Origin of the sequence: Burkholderia sp. SRS-W-2-2016 (assembly GCF_001931485.1) — a bacterium.
GTDB lineage: Bacteria > Pseudomonadota > Gammaproteobacteria > Burkholderiales > Burkholderiaceae > Paraburkholderia.
Genome location: NZ_MSDV01000003.1, coordinates 1 through 22,688 on the forward strand (window position 1 = coordinate 1; position 22,688 = coordinate 22,688).

Annotated in this window: 24 protein-coding genes; 20 read left to right on the forward strand and 4 right to left on the reverse strand. The window is 63.1% G+C overall.

Annotated features, from left to right (window positions below):
* Positions 1–516: 516 nt before the first annotated feature.
* The 10 genes from BTH42_RS00530 (at position 517) to BTH42_RS00580 (ending at position 8,835) form a co-directional block, all read left to right on the forward strand.
* Positions 517–954: a hypothetical protein gene (locus tag BTH42_RS00530; RefSeq protein ID WP_075294777.1), complete on the forward strand. Its 438-nt coding sequence runs from the start codon at positions 517–519 to the stop codon at positions 952–954.
* Positions 955–1,081: 127 nt separating this feature from the next.
* Positions 1,082–2,980, forward strand: a complete 1,899-nt coding sequence (locus tag BTH42_RS00535; protein WP_075294778.1) for a DUF5906 domain-containing protein — start codon at positions 1,082–1,084, stop codon at positions 2,978–2,980.
* 30 nt (positions 2,981–3,010) lie between these two features.
* Positions 3,011–4,060, forward strand: coding sequence for a hypothetical protein (locus BTH42_RS00540; protein WP_075294779.1), 1,050 nt, complete (start codon positions 3,011–3,013; stop codon positions 4,058–4,060).
* A gap of 21 nt (positions 4,061–4,081) precedes the next feature.
* Positions 4,082–4,501: a hypothetical protein gene (locus BTH42_RS00545; RefSeq protein ID WP_075294780.1), complete on the forward strand. Its 420-nt coding sequence runs from the start codon at positions 4,082–4,084 to the stop codon at positions 4,499–4,501.
* Positions 4,502–4,639: 138 nt separating this feature from the next.
* Positions 4,640–6,003 (forward strand): IS3 family transposase gene (locus tag BTH42_RS34590; protein WP_143751949.1). Its coding sequence is split into 2 segments (ribosomal slippage): positions 4,640–5,102 and positions 5,102–6,003, totalling 1,365 coding nucleotides; the frame shifts between segments, so codons are not numbered across the junction.
* A gap of 137 nt (positions 6,004–6,140) precedes the next feature.
* A complete protein-coding gene (locus tag BTH42_RS00560) occupies positions 6,141–6,671 on the forward strand; it encodes an ankyrin repeat domain-containing protein (protein WP_075294783.1) in 531 nt (176 codons plus the stop codon).
* A gap of 92 nt (positions 6,672–6,763) precedes the next feature.
* Entirely contained in the window at positions 6,764–7,096 is a 333-nt protein-coding gene (locus BTH42_RS00565) for a hypothetical protein (protein ID WP_075294784.1), read from the forward strand.
* 259 nt (positions 7,097–7,355) lie between these two features.
* Positions 7,356–7,652, forward strand: coding sequence for a hypothetical protein (locus BTH42_RS00570; RefSeq protein WP_143751941.1), 297 nt, complete (start codon positions 7,356–7,358; stop codon positions 7,650–7,652).
* A complete protein-coding gene (locus tag BTH42_RS00575) occupies positions 7,649–8,293 on the forward strand; it encodes a hypothetical protein (protein WP_075294786.1) in 645 nt (214 codons plus the stop codon). Before BTH42_RS00570 ends, BTH42_RS00575 begins: the two co-directional genes overlap by 4 nt.
* A gap of 95 nt (positions 8,294–8,388) precedes the next feature.
* Positions 8,389–8,835, forward strand: coding sequence for an ankyrin repeat domain-containing protein (locus tag BTH42_RS00580; protein WP_075294787.1), 447 nt, complete (start codon positions 8,389–8,391; stop codon positions 8,833–8,835).
* Between the two features lie 78 nt (positions 8,836–8,913).
* On the opposite strand, the gene BTH42_RS00585 is transcribed toward BTH42_RS00580, so the two are convergent.
* A complete protein-coding gene (locus BTH42_RS00585; RefSeq protein ID WP_075294788.1) occupies positions 8,914–10,440 on the reverse strand; it encodes a hypothetical protein in 1,527 nt (508 codons plus the stop codon).
* A 305-nt stretch (positions 10,441–10,745) separates the two neighbouring features.
* On the opposite strand from BTH42_RS00585, the gene BTH42_RS00590 reads away from it, so the two are divergent.
* From BTH42_RS00590 to BTH42_RS00600, 3 genes are all read left to right on the forward strand, one after another.
* Positions 10,746–12,110: an AAA family ATPase gene (locus BTH42_RS00590; RefSeq protein ID WP_075294789.1), complete on the forward strand. Its 1,365-nt coding sequence runs from the start codon at positions 10,746–10,748 to the stop codon at positions 12,108–12,110.
* Positions 12,111–12,223: 113 nt separating this feature from the next.
* A complete protein-coding gene (locus BTH42_RS00595) occupies positions 12,224–13,066 on the forward strand; it encodes a hypothetical protein (RefSeq protein ID WP_143751942.1) in 843 nt (280 codons plus the stop codon).
* Positions 13,067–13,502: 436 nt separating this feature from the next.
* Positions 13,503–14,084, forward strand: coding sequence for an antirestriction protein ArdA (locus BTH42_RS00600; protein WP_083654635.1), 582 nt, complete (start codon positions 13,503–13,505; stop codon positions 14,082–14,084).
* A gap of 70 nt (positions 14,085–14,154) precedes the next feature.
* On the opposite strand, the gene BTH42_RS00605 is transcribed toward BTH42_RS00600, so the two are convergent.
* The 3 genes from BTH42_RS00605 to BTH42_RS00615 form a co-directional block, all read right to left on the reverse strand.
* On the reverse strand, positions 14,155–15,159 hold the full coding sequence (locus BTH42_RS00605; RefSeq protein WP_075294791.1) for a hypothetical protein: 1,005 nt from the start codon (positions 15,157–15,159) through the stop codon (positions 14,155–14,157).
* A gap of 225 nt (positions 15,160–15,384) precedes the next feature.
* Positions 15,385–15,765, reverse strand: a complete 381-nt coding sequence (locus tag BTH42_RS00610) for a hypothetical protein (RefSeq protein WP_143751943.1) — start codon at positions 15,763–15,765, stop codon at positions 15,385–15,387.
* A gap of 9 nt (positions 15,766–15,774) precedes the next feature.
* Positions 15,775–16,371, reverse strand: coding sequence for a ParA family protein (locus BTH42_RS00615; RefSeq protein WP_075294793.1), 597 nt, complete (start codon positions 16,369–16,371; stop codon positions 15,775–15,777).
* 647 nt (positions 16,372–17,018) lie between these two features.
* Between BTH42_RS00615 and BTH42_RS00620 the strand changes: the two genes are divergently transcribed.
* The 7 genes from BTH42_RS00620 to BTH42_RS00650 all read left to right on the forward strand — a co-directional run bounded on the left by BTH42_RS00620 (position 17,019) and on the right by BTH42_RS00650 (position 22,688).
* The gene (locus BTH42_RS00620; protein ID WP_143751944.1) at positions 17,019–17,435 is read left to right on the forward strand and encodes a hypothetical protein; all 417 of its coding nucleotides are present in this window, start codon (positions 17,019–17,021) and stop codon (positions 17,433–17,435) included.
* Between the two features lie 178 nt (positions 17,436–17,613).
* Positions 17,614–20,211, forward strand: coding sequence for a DotA/TraY family protein (locus tag BTH42_RS00625; RefSeq protein WP_075294795.1), 2,598 nt, complete (start codon positions 17,614–17,616; stop codon positions 20,209–20,211).
* Positions 20,212–20,450: 239 nt separating this feature from the next.
* On the forward strand, positions 20,451–20,834 hold the full coding sequence (locus BTH42_RS00630; protein WP_075294796.1) for a hypothetical protein: 384 nt from the start codon (positions 20,451–20,453) through the stop codon (positions 20,832–20,834).
* Positions 20,835–20,849: 15 nt separating this feature from the next.
* Positions 20,850–21,254 carry a hypothetical protein gene (locus BTH42_RS00635; protein ID WP_075294797.1) on the forward strand — a complete coding sequence of 135 codons (405 nt, stop codon included), beginning with the start codon at positions 20,850–20,852 and terminating at the stop codon, positions 21,252–21,254.
* Entirely contained in the window at positions 21,251–21,487 is a 237-nt protein-coding gene (locus BTH42_RS00640; RefSeq protein ID WP_075294798.1) for a hypothetical protein, read from the forward strand. Before BTH42_RS00635 ends, BTH42_RS00640 begins: the two co-directional genes overlap by 4 nt.
* Positions 21,484–21,672 carry a hypothetical protein gene (locus BTH42_RS00645; protein WP_075294799.1) on the forward strand — a complete coding sequence of 63 codons (189 nt, stop codon included), beginning with the start codon at positions 21,484–21,486 and terminating at the stop codon, positions 21,670–21,672. The genes BTH42_RS00640 and BTH42_RS00645 overlap by 4 nt, the downstream gene beginning before the upstream one ends.
* A 2-nt stretch (positions 21,673–21,674) precedes the next feature.
* Positions 21,675–22,688: a glycoside hydrolase family 3 N-terminal domain-containing protein gene (locus BTH42_RS00650; RefSeq protein ID WP_178392098.1), complete on the forward strand. Its 1,014-nt coding sequence runs from the start codon at positions 21,675–21,677 to the stop codon at positions 22,686–22,688.

The window sequence follows — 22,688 nt, forward strand, 5'->3', positions numbered from 1 at the left end:
CCCCGCCGACGATCGGGCCTCCGAACGTCAGGAGAAAAAAACTTTGCTCTCGCGGACAGCGATTTTTCAGGGTGGGAATGGTGGGAATACGCTGAAAGCCTTACTGGGCAAGGCTTTCCCCTCCCACTCGACCTCCCACCCTGCGATTTTCAGGTGGGAATAACGGTGGGAGTCCCGGCAAACCCTTGCTGGGCAAGGCTTTCCGCTCCCACCATGGTTTTGCACGTGGAGGGCGGGCGCGTTGATGGAGCGCCGCTGGCGTCAAAACCTGGCCGGCTGCGCCGCCCGGCCGACCCGCTGACGCCGGTGAGCCTTCGGCATTGGCCGCTCGCCCCTCAAAAATCGCTGTACAACAGCGCCGGGGCCAGGTTACTGTTTCGTTTGCAGCACCGCGCCACGGCGCCATATTTCGCGATCCGCTGGGAGCCACGCCCAGCACCCGCTCCGGTTCATCGGGAGCCGACACGTTCAGACCAGAACGTGCCGTCTTTCGAACCCACGAACCCGGAGCCTCGCTTGACCACCACCACGTTCACCATCCTTGCCCCGTCCGTTCCGGCCGGGCTGTCACACATTTGCTTGCATTCGCTTGACGACGCCAGCGGTACCTGGTTTATTGGTCTTACGCCCCGCACGATTGCTCGTGCTCAACGTTCGCCCAAGGGCCTGCTGACGCGGGCCATGACCGACGCCTTCCGGTTCAAAACCGGAGGGCGTTTTTCGTTTACCGCCGCCGAGGAACCCGCCATGTCCAGCCCCATCGCCGCCAAGCCCCGCCGCAAGACCGTCCAGTTCAACGCGCGTTTCATCGAGCCGATGAACGACGAACTGAACGCGCGCGCTCAAGCACTCGGCGTCACCCCGTCCGAAATCGTCCGTACCCTCGTGGCGGCCTGGTTGCGCAACCCGTCCAGCGTTGCCGTCGGGTTTGAGCAGAGCGGCGCGACCGTCTGACCGTCTGAAAAAGAAAAGACCCGCTTGCAGGCGGGTCCGGTGAACGTAGCACCTCGTCAAAAGCGCTGTTCGTGTCTCAACAATAGACACGCCAGCGGCTGCAGTCAATATTCGCAGGAGCCCTCGCATGTCGAACGTACAGCCCGCAGAGTCCACCCCGGTCGTGTCCGGTGAAACGGTGCCGCAGCGCCCCGCACGGCCGGCGATTGGCCGCCCGTCGTCGGGTTCGGTCGTCGATTTCAAAGCCGCGAAGACCGAGGCCATGGCGACCCTGGCCGAACCCGGCGAGAAGGAGGGCGCAGGGCAACCGACCAGCGACCTCGCCCCGAAGCAGCGGTACAAGCAGGCCGAGGCAGCGCTGGCGAAAATCGAAAAGGCTCTGGCCCGTGCGCGCAAGGTCGCTGCCGACGCGCAGGACGCCGCCGACGAGTCCGGCGACGTGCTCGACGGGCTCAAAAAGCTCGAAGCAGGCGCGAAAGAGTTGATGCTGGCAACCGCTAAAGCGGACAAACTCGCCAAGGCCGCGACCCGGACGATGGACGACGTGGTCGACTTGGAAAGGCAGTTCCAGGCGGCCGTGCATGAACGGCAGGTATCCATCGACGCGATGAAAGCCGCGGACGGTGACGACGACGGGCTCCCCGCTGACGCGTCGCCGGCCATGCGTGGGCGCCACATGTTGAAAACCGACACGGCGCTGGTCGCGGACACTGACGAGAAGATTTTCCGACGCTGGAACAACGTGTACTTCGAAGAAGAGGACGAGGCCCGCCTGGCGTACCGGATGGGGAAACTGGTTGAGGAAGAACTGCCTGAGAAAGTGTCGCAGCGCACGGTCGACGACATGCTGAAATACTCGCTCACGATGATGTCGATCGAGCAGCGCCTGCCGGTCCCGCCCGTGGGCAGGGTGCTGATTCAACTCCGCAACGCTGTGCTGGAGGTGCAGGAGGACGGCCGCATTTTCGCGTTCGACCCGGCGCCAGTGTTCGGCCAGGTCAACGTCATCAACGCAACGCTCGACTGGTCCGGCATCGACAAGACGAAGCCCCAGCCGTGGGTCTACACGCCGGCGTGGCCCGCCGAGGCCACCCAGGTCGGCCAGTACCTGCGGACCATCGCCCCGACCACCGCGCTGTTCGAATACTTCGCCCTCGCGCTTGGCAGCACGCTCGTCACGGGCAACAAGCCGTTCCAGAAAGCACTGCTGCTGCTGGGTCGTGCCGGCGCCGGCAAGGGGACGTTGCTCAAACTGCTCGAATACTTCCATCCCAAGCGCGCGGCCCTCCCAATGGAACGCCTGCGCGAGACGTTCGCCCTTGAACCGATCATCGGCACCACGCTCGTGACGGCCAACGAAACGAAGTACATCGCCGAAGAGCCGTTCAAAGAAATCACGGGCGGCGACAGCATCAGCGTGAACCGCAAGAACAAGCCCGCCGTCACGGTCGTGTTCAAAGGCACGATTGTGATGTCGAGCAACGTGCTGCCCGCGTTCAAGGACGAGGACGGTTCGATCGCACGACGTATCTGCGCGTTGCCGTTCACGAACAGTTACTCGAAGACGAACAAAGCCGTCGTCGGCTGGGCCGACCGCATCCTGGGCACGCCCAACGAACTGGGCGCCTGGCTTGACTACCTGTTGTGCGGCGTGTCCCTGTTGGGTGCCCGCGGCTGGAAGTGGCCCACCGACGCCGAGGCACCGCCGGAGGTGCAGAACCTGAAGGCCGACGTACTGATCGCCAACGACCCGCTGGCCGGCTGGCTCGACGAGTTCGAAGTGACGTACGACCCGACGCGTTGGACGGCCAAACACGACATTTACGCGCACTACGACGCGATCATGAAAGGCCGCGCGCAGTCGCAACGCGACCGCGACCGCATCCTCTCGTACGACCATTTCTGGAAGGAAATGTCCACGCCCGAACGCGGGTTCCACCTGGAAAAGCGCATGCGCAAGGGCACCGGCCGCGTCGACGCGGCGCACATCGTTGTTGCGGGCGTAACGGCCCGTGGCGACAAGTGATCGACCAACCCACGCACAGGAGCGACCATCATGGCATTCACCCTTAACGGCGTCGGATCGTACGACCTGCACAAGCATGAAGCGCTGGCCGGCACCGCGCAGCCCATCGAATCCGATGCGCGGTGCAAGAAGCGCGAGCGCAACGCGCGAAAGGCACTGGTCGCGCGCTGGGTCGAGCAGGCCAACGTGCGCGCCGTGCCCGGCGCAGTGACGTTCGGCAACCATCTGTGGGCTGGCTTCCGGGTTCACGACGCTAAAAACTGGGACGCACACGTGTCCGAGTCGCAGTTCCAGGCCGAGTTGCGGTCCGTGTTGGGGCGGAACCTGGCAACCCTCTGGCGAGGGCGCCGCGGTTACCTCGCCGTGTGCGCCGACGACGTGCTGAGCTACCAGACGGGTGACGACATCGATCTGCTGCCTGGCTTCGACCCCGCACCGCCGACCGATGCCGAACGCAAGATGGGCTGGCGACCGATCACCCGGGTACGCCAAGCGATCCGGCAGGTCATCGCCGACGGTTGCCCGGTTGCTTCGACGCCATACGATGGCCCGATCATGGCTTTTGATGACAACGCTTGGCGGCCTGTGAACGACACCCGGATGCGTGCCGCTTTCAGCCGTTGTTACAACGTGGGCGATTCCAAGTACAAGCCGATTAGCGACGCGCGTTACCAGCACGCACTCGCCTTGACGTTCAAGTTGACGTTCGACGAATCCGGACCCTTGGCGCTGCTGGAAATCCTGCCGGCCCGCAACGCGGTGTTGACCATCGACCTGGACGGCCGCATGGACGCTTACCCGTTTCAACCCGTGCCCAGTATGAACCTGTATGTATCGGAGCCCGCCATCGACTGGTCGGACGTGGACCCGATCACGCGCGAGTACCGCCCGGCGGTGAGCAAGGACGCGGAAAACCACGTGCTTGCCGGTTTGTTCGACGGGCAGCGCGTCACCCCGGCCGCGGCGAACGCCGCTATCCACGCGGCACACGTTCTCTACGAGACCCGGACGCTTCTTCAGGCCCTGGCCGAAACCGAAGCGGCCCCGGCCATCCCAGCACCGCGCCGTGCGCGCCTGTAACCCAACCAGCCTAAGAACCCAATGACCACCCTCGACACCGGCACCATTCGCGACTGGCTGTTCAACCAGCACGTCCACGCCAACCCGTTCGTCTGGACCGGCAAGGCCGCGGCGTTCGCCAGTTACGCCGCGATGTGCGAGCACTTCCGCGAAACCCCGGTGCCCGAGGTCGATTTCTGGCCCGCCGTCACCGCGATGCTCGCGGACGATCCATGGTCCGCCGTGTTGATGCTGTCGCACCGCGACCTGATCCACCTGGGGATCGACGACGTGCTTCCGCTGCGCGAACTCGACGAGTACGACGACCCGTTCGCACCGCCCACGTTCGCAGTTTTTCCCAGCGGCACGTACGCCCGCAACCGGTCGGTCACGGAGACGGTGCGTGAGCGCCCGGCCCCACCGTCGTGGCACGGAGGCCCCGAAAAAAGTGCAAGCAAATGACGGCAAACGCTTGACACGCGTTCGAGCTGGAGTTTTATTGATTACATCAGCGCCGCACACCGCGCTCAACGTTCAAGCCCGTGACCCTGAACTGCACCCCAAAAGTTGGACATCGATCCGACCTTTGGGGTGTTTTTGATGGCGAAGTACGATGAGCGTTTCAAACGGAAGTTAGTCGACACGTATTTGCGCGGCGGCATTGGTTTGCCAGTGCTGGCCGCGCGTCACGGAATCGACTACTCGATGCTGCGTCGTTGGGTTGCAGCATTTCGTCTGCATGGCGACGCGGCGCTACACGGCAAGCAAAGCCGCTATGACGCGCGTTTCAAGCTGAAGGTGCTGCAGCATATGTGGCGCGATGGACTGTCGGCGCGCGAAATCACCGCGCTGTACGACATCCGCGCTGCGGGCGCCGTACCGCAGTGGGCACGTCTGTATGATGAGGGCGGTATTGACGCTCTGGCGCCCCGTCCGAAGGGGCGTCCCCGGAAAATGGCCGACACCCAGCCCGACAAGCCTGCTGAAGAGAAAGCGCCTGACACGCGCACGCGCGAGGAACTGCTCAAGGAAAACGACTACCTGCGCGCGGAGGTGGCGTACCTAAAAAAGCTCGATGCGCTGCTCAAGGCAAAGAAGCAGGCAGCGCAAAAGAAAAAACGCAAATCGTGAATGGGCTCAGAACCCGGCACCCGCTTGCGACCTTGCTGAAGGTCGCGGGGCTCGCGCGCAGCACGTTTTATTACCAGTTGCGAGTACTGGAGGATGGCGAGCGTCACATCGGACTGAAAGAGACGATCCGTACGATCTACGAGCACCATAAGGGCCGCTACGGTTACCGACGCATCACGGCGACCATCCGTAACGCTGGTCAGATCGTCAATCACAAGACCGTGCAGCGGATCATGGGTGAACTGAAGCTGAAATCGCTCGTGCGCCCGAAGCGTTACCGGTCCTGGCGTGGCGAGGTTGGACGCATCGCGCCGAACCTGCTGGGTCGCGAGTTTGAAGCGCATGCGCCAAACCAGAAGTGGGTCACCGATGTGACAGAGTTCAATGTCAACGGCCAGAAACTCTACCTGTCACCCGTGCTGGACCTGTACAACGGCGAGATCGTCGCGTGGCAGACGGCGCGCAACCCGAGCTTCGAACTGGTCAGCGGCATGTTGAAGAAAGCGCTCGCCCGACTGCGCAGCAGCGATGCACCATTGCTGCATTCGGATCAGGGCTGGCAGTACCAGATGTCTGCATGGCGGCACACGCTGGCCATGCATCGCGTGCGGCAAAGCATGTCGCGAAGGGGAAACTGTCTCGACAACGCGGCCATGGAAAGCTTCTTTGCCACGCTCAAATCAGAGTTCTTCCGCCTCAACCGTTTCACCAGCGTCGAACAGTTGCAGGCTGGACTGCGACGCTATATTCACTACTACAATCACGAGCGTATCAAACTCAAACTGAAAGGGCTGAGTCCTGTGCAGTACAGAACCCAGCCCTTGGCCGCCTAGCTTTTAACTGTCCAACTTCCCGGGGTCAGTTCAACCCCACGGGCTTTTTGTTTTTCAACGCTCCTACCCAGTGCCCGCCTGACGTGCGGGTCAGGGCGGTACAGACCGATCCCCGGTCCGATACCAAGGAGCCCGCCATGTCCGTCAGCAAACTCATTCTCGACCCGCTGTTCGAAACCGTGAAATACGGCAGCAGCGACGAACTGCCCACCCGCCAGGCCATGCTCGACGCCGGCACGTACGTCGATGCTCAAGACGCCGCTGGCAATCGCCTTTTGCACTACTCGGTTCTGCGCGGTGAGTCCCGCTTTGCGATCGACCTGCTCGCGATCGGTGCCAGCGTGAAGGCGAAAGACGCGGACGGACGCACGGCCCTGCACCACGCCGCACGCCTGGGCAACCGCCTCTTGGTCGCCGACCTGATCGCCGCAGGCGCCGACGTGAACGCGCAGGACGACGACGGCCGCACGGCGCTGCACCACGCCGCAATGGGCCTCGCGCGCGACGACCACGAGGACTCGCGGACGATTTGCCGTCAACTGCTTCGCGCTGGCGCTGAAATGTACGCGCCCGATCGCAACGGTCGCAACGCCTATCAACGGCTGTTGGCGGAAGTCGGCCATCTCCCGAACGCCATCGAAATCGGCAAGCGTTTCCCGTCCTACTGACCGCTCCGGCGCCAACGTCCACCCAGTGCCCGCCTCACGGCGGGTCAGGGCGGTACCAGGCCAGCCCGGCCTGTTCACCGGAGCACATCGCCATGACCCTCGCACTCGCAACCCAAACCGCCATCGCTTTCAACGACCGCGACGAAAACCTCGATCGCGACGACGGCCCCGTGCCGCAGCCGGTCCGCTCGAACGCACCCAGCCAGTTCGCCCGGTTCGTCGACGACGAAATCCGCGCTGGCAGCATCGAGCCCGACATGCGCATCCTGAAAGAACGCGCCCGCACGTGGCTGCGCAACGACGAGCCGGGCCTTGCGCTCAACGAAGCATGGCTCGAGTCGAAGACCTGCGGCCTCGTCTCGTTCACCCGCGCCTTCGTGCGCTCCTACAACGGTTTCAAGACCGGCGCCGCGGCCCCGTTCTGACCACCCAGCGTCAACGCTCCACCTTGTGCCCGCGGCAACGCGGGACGGGGCGGTACAGGGCCATCCCGGCCCGCCCACAAGGAGCCCGTATGAAACCATTTCACATCCGCCTGCTCGCCACGCTTCCCGTGTTCATCCTATTCGCAGCCGGCTTGCCACTGTTCGCCCATCTCTGGTCCCACGCGGTGTCGGACGCTCTTGCCGGGGCTTCATTCATCGCGCTGATGCTCGCCAACGCTGTGACGGCACCGTGGCGCCGGTGGATGCTCGTCGACAAGAGCAGAGATTTGAAGCGACGCTTACCGGCGCCATGTGCTTCGCGCTGGGCATGGTCGTGCCTGTCAACTTTTTGCTGATCGCCGGGGCGGCGCAGGCCCGCAAGGCGCTGGGCCTGCACGGCGCGACCGGCATAGTTGTGGGTCTGGTGGCGGCGGTGGTGGTGGCGGCCGCCGCCACCCTTGGCGTGCTCTTTCTTCTGGATTGGGCGTACCACCGGATCAACGCCGCCTACGCAGCGGCGGAGCAACGCGCCGCACGCAACGGAGGTGCAGCATGATGCCCCTCGACGAAACCTCGCCCATCGCCGAGGCGATCGGTCAAGCGATCTTTACATGCGTGCCGACCGCTGACATCGCCGCCCGTCTCGACGGCTTTCCGCACGACCTGTCGTTGTTCGAACCGTTTGCAGCAGCATCGGGGCGCGGGCGGGCCGACGTTCTCGAACTGCTGTTCGACCTGGCGTCAAAACGCGGCCCGGAGCACGTCCGGGACGGCGTGCGTGTGGCGTTGCGGGGGCGCTCCATTTTTCCGTTCGACCAGGCGTGCGACGCGATCGTGCTCGACCATGCCACGGCCGACGACCTGAACCATCCGACCTCATCGATCCAACGCCCGGACGGCGTGATGGACGTCCCCCAGTGGTGGCACTTTTTCCGCACCTGCGGCGACACTTTGACGGACGACCCGCGCGACCTGCACGCGGTGCTGGTCCTGCTGCGTGAACGCGGCGCGGACCTGGCCGCCACGCCGTTCAGCGGTGAGTCCGACGAGGGCGGTGGAACCCACGGCGACGCGCTGCGGTCGCTGCTGCGCGACGAGCGCATCGAACGGGAAACGACGGTGCTGCGCGAAGCCGCGGCCGAGGCCATGGCGGGCAGCGAGTCGGTGCCCGCAACGCAAACACGCAAGCGTCTGTAAGTGCAGCCGGCGCTCAACGTTCCACCGCGGCCCGCTCCGGCGGGCTGGGGCAGTACCAGCGCCGGCCGGCGCTGATCACTGAAGGAGTTTTGACCATGACACAGACCAACGCCAGCACCGCGAAGCCGAAGCGCAAACGCTATTACCCGAACCTCTACCAGGCCATCGACCACCGCGACATCAGCGAAGTGCATCGCCTGCTGAAAAAGCCGGAAGTCCTGGCCGCGATCAACGAGCACACCGGCGTCGGGCCGAACCACACGCCACTGCTGTGCGCGGCGTCGAGTCTTTGGTTCGAGGCTTGCAAAGCCATCATCGAGGCGGGCGGCGATCCGATGGAAACGAACCGCGACGGGCTCAACGCCGTGGCGATCGCGCGCACTGTTAAGTGGGGGGTCTTCAAGCCCGAGCGGGAGGCTTGCCGCGAGCAACTGGCCGGCTACGTGTCCGAATGGGAAGCCGCCAAGATTCGCAAGGAACTGGCCCCACTGCTCCAGGCCGCCAGCGAGCCAGTGGTGCAGCGCGCACGGCGGCGCCTGTAATGCCGCAGGTTGACCGAAACGTCGGTTGACCACTTCGGAACCGGCGCCGTCCTTCGACGCCGGTGCTGCGGATCGCGCTCAGGCCGTCTCGGCGGCCTGCTTGCGTTTGCCGCGTTCAGCGAGGTATTCACCGAGGCGGCGACTGCGCGGGAAGGCCTTCTTCACGGCGGCAGCGGTAACCAGCCCTGCGTCAAGGAGACGGGACAACTCGTTCTGCCAGGCCACTGAACGGTTTTCAAACAGAAACTGCTCGATTTCCTCGAACTCTTTCAGGTGCGCAAAGGGCTGCCCGTTCGACACGTAGAGATCGCTGATGATGGTTTCTCCACTTTTCGTCGGCAACGGTACGGTTGCTGCGATGGCGATGATACGGCCTAACAGTTCTTCCTCTTTCCGCATCCCACCACCTCGAAGCGTGCCCATAAACACCTCCATGACATCGCTGCTACCGAACGTGCCGCTGATCAGAAGCGCATCGTCGCTGTATTGCATCAGCAAGTCGGCCCGCGTGTGGTTCGGGTGGTAAACCATGCGGCGATAGCCTTGAGCGTAGGCGCTCTCGATCGACGGCAAAAAGGGCAGTTGCCGGATGGCCTCGGGCACATCCCAGTCTTTCGACGGTGTGGAGCGGTGCCGCGGCATGATCCGCGCCGCCGGCCCGCAGTGGTCCGTCAGTGCCAGCGATGCTGCTACCAGGTCTATCGCCGAATGCTCCTCAATCACCGCTGACCCAAACAGCAGCAGGCCGCTCGTGCGTTCCGCCAGAGCATCGCGCAGTGGTTCGAGAAGCGGTGCGGGGAACGCGCTGGATGTGGCAGAGGTCGGAATCGAATCGACCCTGGGCCACGGGCGGGCGAACGGAGCGCGAACTTCCAGCGCTCCGTCGTCGGACACGATGCCGACAAGTGCCGTCTCCTCGTCCGTGTGTTTTGGGCGCGACGTGACCATCAGCCGGACATCCTCCTGAAGCGTGTCGGGCGTGGGTGTATCGAGCAAAACCGCGACGCGATGCCCGGAGTTCAGGGCGTGCAAGCAGGCCATTTCCAGCCGGTCCCCGGTGTCGTTCCACGACTGCTGGTCCAGCTCCAGCGGACCGACGACGAGCAGCGTGCCGCTGGGCACGCGATCGAGCCCGGCTGACCAAAGGCCGTAGTCGCCAAGGTCGATGCTGCCGCTCCATTGGCTGCCGGCGCGTTCAGCGTAGATCAGCGCGCCGTCGGTGGCGTCCTCGTACGCTTCCAGCAGGGCGTCGATGGCCCCTTGGGACGTCGTGACGTACACACCAGGAACGGGACCCGTCGGCCAGATTTGGGGTGCGCCGTGGGTGACAACCGCTTCAGGTGGGGAAAGAGCTTTAAGGAGTTCCTGCGGCGACATGTCGATCGCAAAGCGCTTCTTCAGCCGGAACGCCAGGCGGCCGGTCGATGCCGTATCAAGCTCTGTGGCAACGACACGATCCGGGAATGCCATCACTTCGGGCCAGTTGCGCAGGCCAGGCAGCGCCGCGATGAGATCGAGCGCCTGCCCGTGGGTGAAGGATGGGTGCGAGGGCTGCAAAAGGCCGCGAACGAGCCCGGCCAACAGCTTCAGTTGCTGAGTGTCCATTGCTTTCTCCTGGGCGGCAAAATCCGGTGCACGCTTTGCGGGCCGCCCATCGAAAACAATGTGAAATGGGGTAGGTGCTTTGAGACATCGTCTTCGTCTTGCTCCGAGAGGAGCGCGTGCGGCAGGCGACGACAGCCTGACCCTATTGTAACCCCTGACGTAACCGCGCGTGACGACCACGTTCACGCACCCTACGAATGCGTTGGTGGCGTCCAGCCCGACGCGCAAGCGGGCCGAAATGCCATAATCAGAACGTTAAAAGCAACCGACTCGCGGATGCTGAATCGTCGAAACTTGGAGGCGCTGTGATCCCAGGCTACACCGAAGACGAGTTTGGAACGAAGCTAGGTGCGGTGTTGTCCGCCTCACGACCGATTCATAGCATCGAATACCTGAAGGGGCGGGACAAAGAGCTTGATACGATCAAGAAGAGCCTCTATGCGCCCGGCCGCCATGTCTTCATTTACGGCGATCGCGGCGTCGGTAAGAGTTCGCTCGGACAGACCGCGGCTGTCCAGTATCAGAGCGCCAGTGCGCCGCCGGTGTTCGTGTCTGGGTCACCCGATGACACGTTCAGCACGGTTATTGCAAACATCGTTACCCAGGCATTACGCCAACCACGGACGGAAAATGTCAAAACAACGCGATCAGCGACCGTAGACCTTGCGCGCGTGAAGCTGTCAGCAGGAAGCGAGACCAGCGCGCCGGACATCGCCGACCGAATCCGATCCATCGGTGATGCTGTCGCACTTTTGGAAGAAGTCGCAGAAAAGCGCCGAGGAAGCACCGCAGTGGTTATCGACGAGTTCGATGCCATCCTGGATGCGGCCGAACGTAACAAGTTTGCCGCGCTGCTGAAACAGATGGGCGATCGATCCGTCAACATCAAGTTCATTTTCACGGGGATAGGAAAATCGCTGTATGAACTTCTTGGAGCCCATCAGTCGTCGTATCGCCAGCTAGAACAGGTCGAGCTACCGCGGTTGGGCTGGGATGCGCGACGGGGCATCGTGCAGTCGGCGGCGGATGCCTTTGAGATCGAACTTGATAATGATGTGAACTGGCGCATCGCTATGGTTAGCGACGGGTTCCCGTACTACATCCACCTCATCACGGAAAAAATCCTCTGGTCTGCGTTTGCGTCTGACAACGAGGTAACGCAGATCGATGCCGATCTCTTCCTGCATGGGCTCGGTGAGGCGATCCTCTCGACGGCGGGGGAGCTGAAGCGTCCTTATGAAAAGGCGGTGGTCCACCACCCGGAGATGGAAGATTTGGTTTGGGCGACCGCTGATCACGAGGATTTGATCCGATCCGTCGACGGCATCTTCCAGTCCTACGAGGTCGTGATTGGAAAACGGGCCGATGGGCGCGAACCTTTGGAGCGCGGCCGTTTCGCTGCGCAGCTTCGGAAGTTGAAAGGGGGCGCCTACGGCTCGGTGCTCACCCAACCGGATGGACGGCAGGGGCTTTACACCTACACGGAAAAAATGCTGCGGGGGTATGTGCGTATGCAAGCCGAAGCCAACGGCGTAGCGTTGAGCGGTGAGCAACCTGCACGCAAGCAAGCGATGCACGTCGGTAATGCGCGTAGTGGGTACCGCGGTCCGAGCATCCCGCGTGGGGTGCGCACGGGGCAAGTGGTCGGCGAATGGGATGACGAAAAGTAGCCCGCTGAACCAATGTCCCCAAAATAGACCTGAGCCTCACCGGCACGAGGACTTCGCGCAAACATGACATGAAAACAACCACGGATCTATACGCCGGGCTCACGACCCTTCAGTTGCCGCCCGAGCAGGACGAGTATGACCTGGGCGATGGCCTCGTCCTGCGTCGCACGTATGCGCACCTCATGAGTTCGTACACGATGGCGTTCAGGCCGCCCGAAGCGCCGGGCAAGCACCATCCCGCACCCTGGAAAGCGACGACCCGCCACGACGGTTTTGATGTTCGCACGGAACTGTTCATCCCCGGCGACTACACGCCACCCGGCGACATGACGCCGTACGACGTAGCGCGCACGCTCACCAGCGTGCTGCGGCTGTGCGTCAATCCGACGATCCGGTTTCTCGTGCAATCGAGTCATTCCCTTTCCGAGGTCGCCTCGATCCCGGATCGCGAGATCCAGCTCACGCCCGTTGAATCGACACAGCAATACATTCAACTCGCGCTCATACGAACCGAACCAGTGATCGGACCGTTGGGGTGGGTCGGCAAATACTGGTCAAACGCTGTCTCCCTGATGGCGACGCACGCGGACTTCAGGCTCGCCATGGAAGCGTTCGAACTGTCCACGTTCGTTCCGCACCATGCGCTGACGCTCGTGTCGCTTTGGGGCGCGCTCGAAGCGCTTTTCTCGCCGTCTACCTCGGAACTGAGGTTTCGTGTGTCGGTGTTGATCGCGTCGTACATCCATCCGCCAGGCGGAGAACGGCTTGCGCTCCAACGCGAGATTTTCGATCTGTACGACAAGCGGTCCGCCGCGGCCCACGGCAAGCCGAAGCACAACACGTCGCACCTTGTGCAGACGTTCAACATCCTTCAACGGGTTCTTGTTCGGATGATCGAAGAGAACGAGGTCCCGAGCAGGACCGCGCTCAACAACATGTTGCTCGGCGCGCCATAGGCGGAGCCGTGTATTTGCCGTCGCGGGCTTCGCGGCGGCAACGGGCACATGTGACGATGAGCATCGCCCAACTGCATCTATCGCGCAGCGATGCGAAAAAAGCGCTAAAGACGCGTGCCCCCCAACGTCCACACCTTAAATGGGCTCAGTGCGCCGGATAACACCGGCCTTCACGCTGCGCGCACGGCCTGATGCCGCGGGTTCCCGCGGTTGCAGGCGTTCGCCTCCTTTCCTTGCGGTGCGCTCGAACCTGCCGTTTCCCGACGCATAGCCCATCCCGGCCGCTTTCAGGCAAGGGATCGCTTCGCTTTCGCCGGGCACCCGGTCCCTTCGGGCTGCGGCTTTCGTCGAACCCTGGCCCTCGCGGCCGAGCTGGTCCGTTCATGCGTCACGGCAGGCTCCGAAACGCACAACATCACGGAAAGGAAGGCAGACCATGAACGCCAGCAACCAACCCACAGCACAAACTCCGAACGTCGCGCAGTTCCTCGCCCCCACGGCCCACCAAACCGCATCACTCCAAACCCGCTACTGCGCAGTGCCCTACGCCTACGACGGCCGAACGTTCTACTTCAGCGACCTGGACGGCTACAACAAACGGTACGCAGCACGGTTGCCGGTGGAGGAGTACGAGATCCAACTGGTCGACGGCAGCGACGCCGAGGCACAACTGTTCAACCTGCTGGGCGTCAACCAGGCGACGCTCGAACGTTGGTTCGACGAGGTGGTCGACCTTACCGAAGATCAACACGCGGCGCTGGCGTTTCTCGTTGGTGACTTGGGCCTGAGCCTGTCCGACGCGCTGGACAAGATGGATGACGTGAACTTGCGCGAGGGCTCCCTGCTGGAGGCGGCCACCGAGTTTTTTGACGAGTGCTACCTTAACGACATCCCGGAGGCGGTCCGGTTTTACATTGATTACGACGCGTTCGCCAGAGACCAAAACCTCAGCGGTGCGATGTCGGAGCTGGAGTTCGCCGGCCAAACGTACACCGTGACCAACGCCGACGCGCGGTAAGCGGCGGCCTGGGCGCGAGGCCGCCCTGTTGTTGATAGAAACAAACGAACAAACAGACACGCATACGTTTTCAGTGAACGTTGTCCGCCGCGCGCCAGATCGTGGCGAGTTGTTCGTTCCCGTGCGCCTTGGCCTGCACAAGGGTCGTTAGGGCGTTGTGCAGCGGAGGAAGCACCGCGCGGTACGCGGCCACCGCGCGCGTCAGCCCTTTGCACGGCCCCATATCCGGGATGAAATCACCTGGTTTAACGTCGTGCCCGTCCAGGCACGTGGCGTTCCATCGCGCGATTCCGGCGTCGAGCATCGCTTCGCGGGACGCCTCGTCCTTTTCCGCCTCGGTGATTTTGTCGTCGGTGATGGAAATCTGCGCCTTGTCCACGCCCATTTGGCCGACCACTACGCTGGCCTGGCCTTGCGCGACACCGTTGCCAGTGGCGGCCAGTTGCTGCGCGCGTTTGAGTTTGGCTTGCTCAACCTCAACGGCACGGGCGTAATACGCCGTGGCACGAGGCCATTTGTCGATCTTGTCATGCGCGCGCACGACGAACGCGTTCAAGTCCTGCGACAGTGCGGCAACCTGGCGATTGAGTTGATCGACTTGCTGGCCGCGCTGGCGGGCAGCAATCACCGGGGCGCCGGCCGCGTTCAACTGCGTCACCACGGCATCGAAATCGGCGGTTTCACCTTTGACGAAACGCTGGACCCCGGTCTGTGCGCCCTGTGCCACAGTCAGGTCGATCCCATTGGCGGTGACGGTCCCGCCGAAGTTCTGGCCGACCGGAAATGGTGTGGCCTGGAGGGTAAGGGTAAGGCTGCTCCCGTCCACTGAGCCGACGACGTTGGCCGTGCTCGTTGCGAGCGTCCCGTCGTTGTTCAACGACACGCTGCGCGTCGTACCGCTAAAACGATGGTCCGGGGTTTCGGTGATCTGGAGCAGTATGGCGGCGTTCGCGGTGTGCGACACGTACGTGCCCGACACGGAGCGATCCCCGCAAGCCGCCAGAAGCAGGGCGCCGACGACTGCCGGTAGGCAGACGGCCAGCGCGTCGCGCAGGTATTTTGATTGATCTCTCATCGCGCCCCCGGGAGCGGTCTGTTCTTATGTCCGACAGTATAGCCAGGCCGCGGATCACGCCCTCATCCATGACGACGGCTGGTCGATGCCACGGCCGTGGATTCAGCGTCGCGCCCCGTGATTGATGCATACCTACTAATACATACGTATCAATACATACACACCGATACGAACAGAAAAGCCCCTTATTAATGGGCTTTTCGTCGTTACTGCCGGTGTCGCCGATCACTTTTTGTTGTCGACGATCAAAGTCTCGCCCGCCGCCAGCAGTTCCCGGTATTTCATCATCGCCAAGAACATGATCGCGCTCGTGGGCGGGCCGACCGTCGTGCCGTCCATGTCGTCGCGGTAGTCGTTCACGATGCGCATTTGCGTTGCGGTCGACGTGCGCCCGCGGATCGACGCGTTGCAGACAACGACCGGATCGCCCGGGTTCGCACGCTTGACCGTCCGCACCACGTACTCGCCGTACAGCACGCCGTCGGGCTCCGAAAACGCCACGCTTGCTACGCTGGCCGCGGCGGCCATCAGGTCTTGCTCCGGCTTTTTAGCCGTTAGACGGGCCAGTGCGTTCATTCCAGTTTCCATCATCGTCTCCAGGTTCAAAGGTTAAGGTCAGGCAGCGGCCACGTCGATCAACGCGTCGACCGCCCGGTCGAACTCCACCCGGGCTGCTTTCAGCCCGCGGATTCCCGTCTTGTCCGAGTAGATCGAAAGCCCACGGGCAATGGTCGCCTGGTAGGCCTTGCGCTTTTTGAGGAACGGGCGCCCGACGAAGCCCGCGAGAAACGCCACATCGCTGGCGTAGTTCGTTTCGATGCGATTGGGCAACAGCATCACCCGCTTGCCCTTGGCGCGCAGTTCCGCCTCACCCCGGATCGTCGACGCGGCGTCGAAAAACGACGGCAATACGGGCATCAGCACGACGTGACCTTTCAGCGCGGAAACGTCAACCAGCCCCGGCGCGTGATCGTAAATCACGATGTCGTACTCGTTGGCGCGGGCGTCGGTGCCGGCCACGTCGAACGGCACCGTAACTCCGCATTGCTTCGCCTGCGCGGCCCACGTGCGCACGCTTTGCTGCGCGTCGAGGTCGACGAGCAATGTACGGGGTTGCGACGTTTCGAGGGCCAGGCGCGACGCCAGGTCGACCGAGAGCGTCGATTTCCCGATACCGCCCTTGGTGCTCCATACGGAACATGAAAACATCATAATCTGTACTCCTATAGATTAAGGTGGATGGTGGTGGTGTGTTTGTATTGATACATACATATCAATACCTTGGTATCAAGGTCTCGTACAACCTAGCCCCTGTCAACATGTCCGGTTCGAGTACCGTACCTAAAGTTTCTCAGGTGCCGACCAGCACCTGAGAGGGATACATACCAATACAAACACATCGATACGAACACACCACACACCGCCGTCCGTTCCCATGCCCGGCCCTGCTGCGCGTTCCCACGCCGTTGCCTGGTCGCCTCGTTTCCGTCCACCGTCGTGTGCTCAAACCTGCCGTTTTCCCGACGTGTAATCCATCCGTCCGCCGCCACAAGGGTGGGCTCGGCTTTCGCCTGGCACCCGGTCACGCTGTGCGTGCTGCGGCTTTCGTCGAACCCCTGCGGCGTTGCCGGTCAGGATTTTCGACACGTCACGGCAGGCTCCAAAGCGCACAACTCAACAACGGAACGAGGGCAAGCGATGACCAGGCACCGGCAACACGCAGCAGAACGTCGACACGTCCCGCAGTTCCGCGGCCCCACGGCCCACCCAAGCGCAGCGATGAAGAACAACTTGAGTTTTTCGACGAACATGCTGTACTGATCGCGTTAGCACCAACACCACAAAAAGCAGGGGAACACATGCGAGTTCAAGGACGTGTAAAACTTTTGGGCAATGGCCGCACCGACAAGTACGGCTGGACCATTCGATCGGTGGCCGAAATCGGCGATCGGGAAATCCGGGGCTTGCGTTACTCCCCGCGCCTGGGCAGTTACTTGAACCCTGGCGAAACCGTGGCCCTCGGCGTGCAACGCGTGCTCGGATCGCCCACGGTCTACGCCGTAGCGACCAGCGACGGGCGCGTGCGACGCGGTGGCGTAGGCGGCTTGCTCTTTCTATTGTTTGTGTATGCCATCGCGATGGCGGCCTGCGGCTTCCAAGTGGTGAATCATGGCTCAAACTACTACGGCCTGGTGATCGTGGCGCTCGGCTGGCTTGCAACCGGCCCGCTCAAGGCGTTGCGTTTGTGCCTATCGTTCGATCCCTTGCGAACTTAAACAAAGCCGTATAACACGGCATCGCGAAGTGGCTACGGCCGCTTTTTTTTCGTCCGTGGACCGCGAAAAAATGACCGTCGGCGCTGGACTCCGCTCGGGTTTTTGTTAGTACTGGTGTTGGCACCAACGCTTTTTCGGGTGACCACCCTCGCTCTTTCATAACCTGCATGAGGCCACAATGCGCCGCTACTTCTTCAAATCCCTCGCCGGGCCGCTGGCCGTTTTTGCGTTGCTGTTCGTCAGCAACGCGCACGCCGCGGACATCTGGACGCCCCCATCGACCGACTGGCTCATGGTCAACGTCATGCCGCTCCTCGGCGGTGGTGCCGACGCGTCGACCAGTCCGTTCAGCAGCCTGTTCCTGATTTTGAACACAGCGATACTGTCGCTGGGCGGCCTGCTCGCGGCGTACGTCATGGTCACTGGCATCATGGCCACGGCGCACGACGGTGAGATGATGGGCCGCAACATGAGTTCCATGTGGATGCCGATCCGCACAATCGTCGGTACGGCGCTGATCCTGCCGGTCAAGGGTGGCTTTTGCCTGGCCCAGTTGATCGTGCTCTGGCTCGCGACGCAAGGCATCGGGCTCGCTGACGCGACGTGGAGTCAATACTTGTCGAACTACTCGACCGTCTCGGCGACGTACACCAGCCCGGCGCTCGACGCTAAAGCACGATCGCTCTTTCGAGCGCTCGTGTTGAGCAACGTATGCTACGAGAGCATTCGCGGAACTTACCAACGGGGGAACGCGGAGCAGCAGGCGACGGACAACTGGGCAAACGGCGGTGACCTGGTCGGGTCCGTCGGCACGAACTGGTTCAGCAACCTCGACGCCAACGGCGCCGGCACCGTCGGCTACACGTTCGGCAGCACTGTAGGCGACGACGCCGCGTCGGCGTGCGGCACGGTCACGGCGACGCTCAAAGGCAAGCCCGCGAGCACGGGCACCGCGGGCACCCAGACGGCCTCGGCACTGCTCAGCGTTGCGAGCGCAGCCCCGGTGATCGAGGCGGCGCACATCGCGGCCCTGAAGACGATGCAGACGGCTGCGGACAATCTGGCGAAACAGATCGTCAACAACGGCGCCGGCTCGGCCGCGATCCCTCCCGCAACGTTGAACGCGACGATCGCGTCGGCGGTATCGGCTTACGCATCGACCGTCAACAGCACGGCCAACAGCGCGTTCCTGGCCGCGATGTCGAGCAGCAACCTGTCCAGCAAAATGGCTGCGGACGGGTTCGCCATGGCCGGGGCGCAATACACGGTGTTGGTCCGGGCCAAAGCCGACGTGGCCGCTGCAGCGGCGAACGTACCCACGGGCATCGACGGCATGAAGGCGGGTACGTCCAAACTGCTGGCCTGGTTCGACAATCAAGCGGACGCTGACGTGAAGAACACCGCGGCGATGTTCGACCAAGCGGACGCGCAGGCATCGGCGAAGAGCGGGGCGACGGCGAACAGCGATGACAACTTTGCGAAGGTCGTGAACCTGTTCGCGGGCCACGGTTTTTCGCTCAATGGCAGTTCGACGCAAGACCCTTTGATGAACGCGTACGACATTGGGCAGGGCCTGGTGACGACGGTGGAAGGTGCGGGCGTGGCCGCCATGTCGTTGAGCCAACTGGCCGCCATCCCCTGGGTCGGCAACGGCGTGAGCGCAGCCATGTCGCTGTTTTCCGGCCTGTTCACCGTGATTTTGCTCATGCTGTTGACCCCGGCGCTATTCCTCTGTTTTGTGCTGCCCATGATGCCGTTTTTCATCGTCAGCGCGGCGGTGTTTGGCTGGCTGGTGATGCTCTTCGAAAGCCTTGTCGCCGTGCCGCTGTGGGCCGTCGCGTTCCTGAGTCAAGGGCACGGCACGGACGGCATCGGCAGCCAGAAGCAGGGCCTGATGCTGATCCTGGACCTGTCGCTTCGCCCGGTCCTGATCACGCTGGGCATCGTCGGCGCTTACACGCTTGAACCGGTGTTCGGCAAGTGGGTGCAAGAAATGTTCGACGCGGCATTCGGTGCGACCAGCGGCGGCGGTGGGTTCTTTGAACTGCTGCGCATGTTGGCCGGTGCCGTGCTCTACACAGTCGCGCTGACGACCGCGGTGTACTTCTCGTTGAAACTCGTGTCGTCGGTGCCGGACAACGTCCTGAACTGGATCGGCAGCGGGGCCGGGGCCGTGCTGGGCGGTCACGCTGAAACGGCGTCACGCGGGCTCACGTCCGCCGCCGCGGCCGGTGGTGCAGCGGCGGGCAGCCTGGCCGGTGCGGCGGTGAAAGGCGCGGCCGGCGCGGGCGGGGACCTGCGCAAAGCCGCGCTCGACGCGAAGCGCGAGCAGGGCCGCGACGCGAAGTACGAGGAACGGGGCGTGGGGCGTGCTGTTGAGATCACCGACCCGAGCAAACGCACGCCGGCCAGCGGTGGCGAGGGCAGTCTGAAAGAGGCGCGCGCCAAGACTGATGGCAAGCCGGGCGATGCCGCCGGAAGCAAGGCTTCCGCCGAGGGGCCGGCCGTCACGCCCGTAAGCCCGGATCGCGGAGCGGCAACGAAAGAGGCTCCCGGACGCAGCACGGGCGAGGGTGGTGCAGGCGATGCGCCAACGACCGCGGACCGCCTGCAACGGCTGAACGAGGGCATGGAGCGCGTGCGCGAAATGCACAAACGCCTGGTCGACGACTCGACCAGCAGGGCCGATCCGTCCAACGCGTCCAGCGAACCGCGAAAGGAGCAGGACGCCCCGCAGGAGAAACCGGTGGACGATGACAAGACCAGCACCGACTGATCCCCGCTTCACCACCGCATCGAAGGCCCGGGCAACCGGGCCTTTGTTTTTGCTGGACCGGCTCGCCAGCATCGAACCGTAAGTCGTGACCTGATGAAGACTCAGAAACGCCCTGAAAACAGGGCCTTTTTTGTCGTACACGCTTGACAGCGGCATCGCCTGGAGCAACAACTAAAGCGTTGGTGCCAACGCTCACGCCGCAGCCCACTCGCTCTTTAACAACTTGCCCGAGGCCCCTCATGAACGACTTCCACCGTCGCACCGCCGACATGTCCGAAGCAGACCTTCAGCGCGCTTACCGCGCTTCATCGTTCACCGCATACATCGCCGGTTTTGCGTTCCTGTTAAACCTCACCTTTGCGGTCCTGTCTGCTGCCCACGGACATGCAAGCCTCGCGCTGGTGCTGGCTCGTGTTGGTGCAGCAGCGTACACCGGCGCCACGTGGTTCAGCGGCGCGTTCCGCGCGTTCTTGCTTCGTCACCGCACGTTTGACGCACGCGCGCTCGACCTGTTCCGTTCACCCCTGGAGTGGTTCCCGTCGCCGCTGGCGAACATCGCCACGATCAACGGTTCAGGCCATGACGTGCAACTGCTGCCGGCCGACGACCGGTCCGGCAAGTGAACGGGAGCCCACACCATGTACTCCCTCGCACTCAACATCGAGCACGCAGCCGACTCGGCTCAAGAACTCCCGGTCACGCTGCCGTGGCTGTCCGCAAAGATCATTCGTCGCGCAACGAAAACGGAAGCACAGCAAGCCCGTGCCCTCGTGCTGAAACGCGCCCGCGCACGTGCACGCGCTGAACGTCGCACGGCACGCATCGCGCAGCAGGCGCAGGCCGCGGCCGGTGCGGCGTCTCTGCGTCAAATGCTCGCCGCATGGGACGCATTTCAAGCGGAAGCAACGGCCCAGTTCGAAGAGCGGGCACGCGCGCGACGCGTGGCCCGCCTGCTGCCCGACATGCAACTCCCCACGTCGTTCACGTGGCAATCGGCCATCGACGGCATCACGTCCACATCTTCCGCCGCGGTGAACGCATGAAACTCCCAAACCTGTTCAACGCTCTTCGCTACGTCCGTCCGGTGCTTTTCGGTGCGTTGGTGACCGTCAGCGCCTGGCAAGCCCTTGCGCTCGTGCGCGAGCCGGCCGACGCCGCACGGGCCCACGGCGTTTTTGCAACCGTGTCGCTGGTGATCGCCGTACGCTTGTACGTCGCAAAACGTTCAGGCCTCAACCGCGTGCTGGGCACGCTCAACGAGCGAAGCAAGCCATGAACGACATCATCAAACATGGTCTGCTACTCGCCGTTTTGCTCGTGTTCACCGCCCTGCTGTTCATCGTTTTCAACCGGTCCGGCCAGTCGGCAGAGTTCGACCTGGCGAGCATCGTCGCGTCCGGCCTGCTGACCGCGTGCGTGCATGTGCTGCTGAAGGACGAACCCGAACGGGGCGAGGAATGATCATGCAAACGCTCATCACCATTGCCCTGACGCTGCTCGCCGTCCCCGCGCTCTGCACCGCGACCCCGTTGCCCACGGCGGACGAACTGCGGTCCTTGTTCGTCGTGGAGAACCCGCCGCTCGACGCGCACCTGTTCGGCGCGCTGCTGATTCGGAATCAACTCGATGTGAAACCGGACCTCGCCTGCACGCTGCGCCAGGCCCATCCGACTGTGTTGATCTTGAGCGACCAGGAGGGCGGCGTTGTGCGCAATCTGAAAAACCAGGAGGCGCCGCCCCCTGCCTGGGACGCCGCCGCGATGACGCCCGCAGCGTTCAGCGCGCAGGTCGAGCGTGCCGGCACGGTGCTGGTCAACGCGTGCATCGACGTTGACAACGCCCCGGTGGCCGAGGTGTTCGACAAAGACCGCAGTTATTCGAACGACCCGCGGCAGGCTGCAGTGATCGCGGCCCGCTTTGCCAACGCGATGCAGTCCGCAGGCGTCGCCCCGGTGTTGAAGCACTACCCGGGAAAGCTGGCCTCGTGCAAACCGGTTTCGTTGCTGCCCGGTTTTCAGTTGCGCAAGGGCAGTCATGAGGTTGAGAACTGCCCAGGCATCGCAGCCGACGTGTGGGCCATGGCCGACGCGTTCCCGCTGTCAGCAGCACCGATCGTCATGTTGTCGAACCGCATCTACCTGAGCGTGAGCCCGTTGCCCGCGGTGCTCGATCCGGTCTACACGAAACACCTACGCGCCGCGGGCTATCGCGGCTTGGTGATGAGCGATGCGTTGTGGGAGATCAGCAATCGCCCGCAGACGGTCGTGCAAGCGTTGAAATCCGTCGACGTGGTGGTGCTGTCGCAGCCGCGCCAGGTCGACGAAGCGATCCCCTTCGTCCTCGACGCGCTGCAAGTCGGCACGCTGAACCCGGACGACATGCGCGCAAAACTCGACCGTGTGGCCTCGTTCAAAGCCGCGGCGATCGCGCGCCGCACACCGTCGCCCATAGGGCTTCTCAACATCACCGCGCACTGA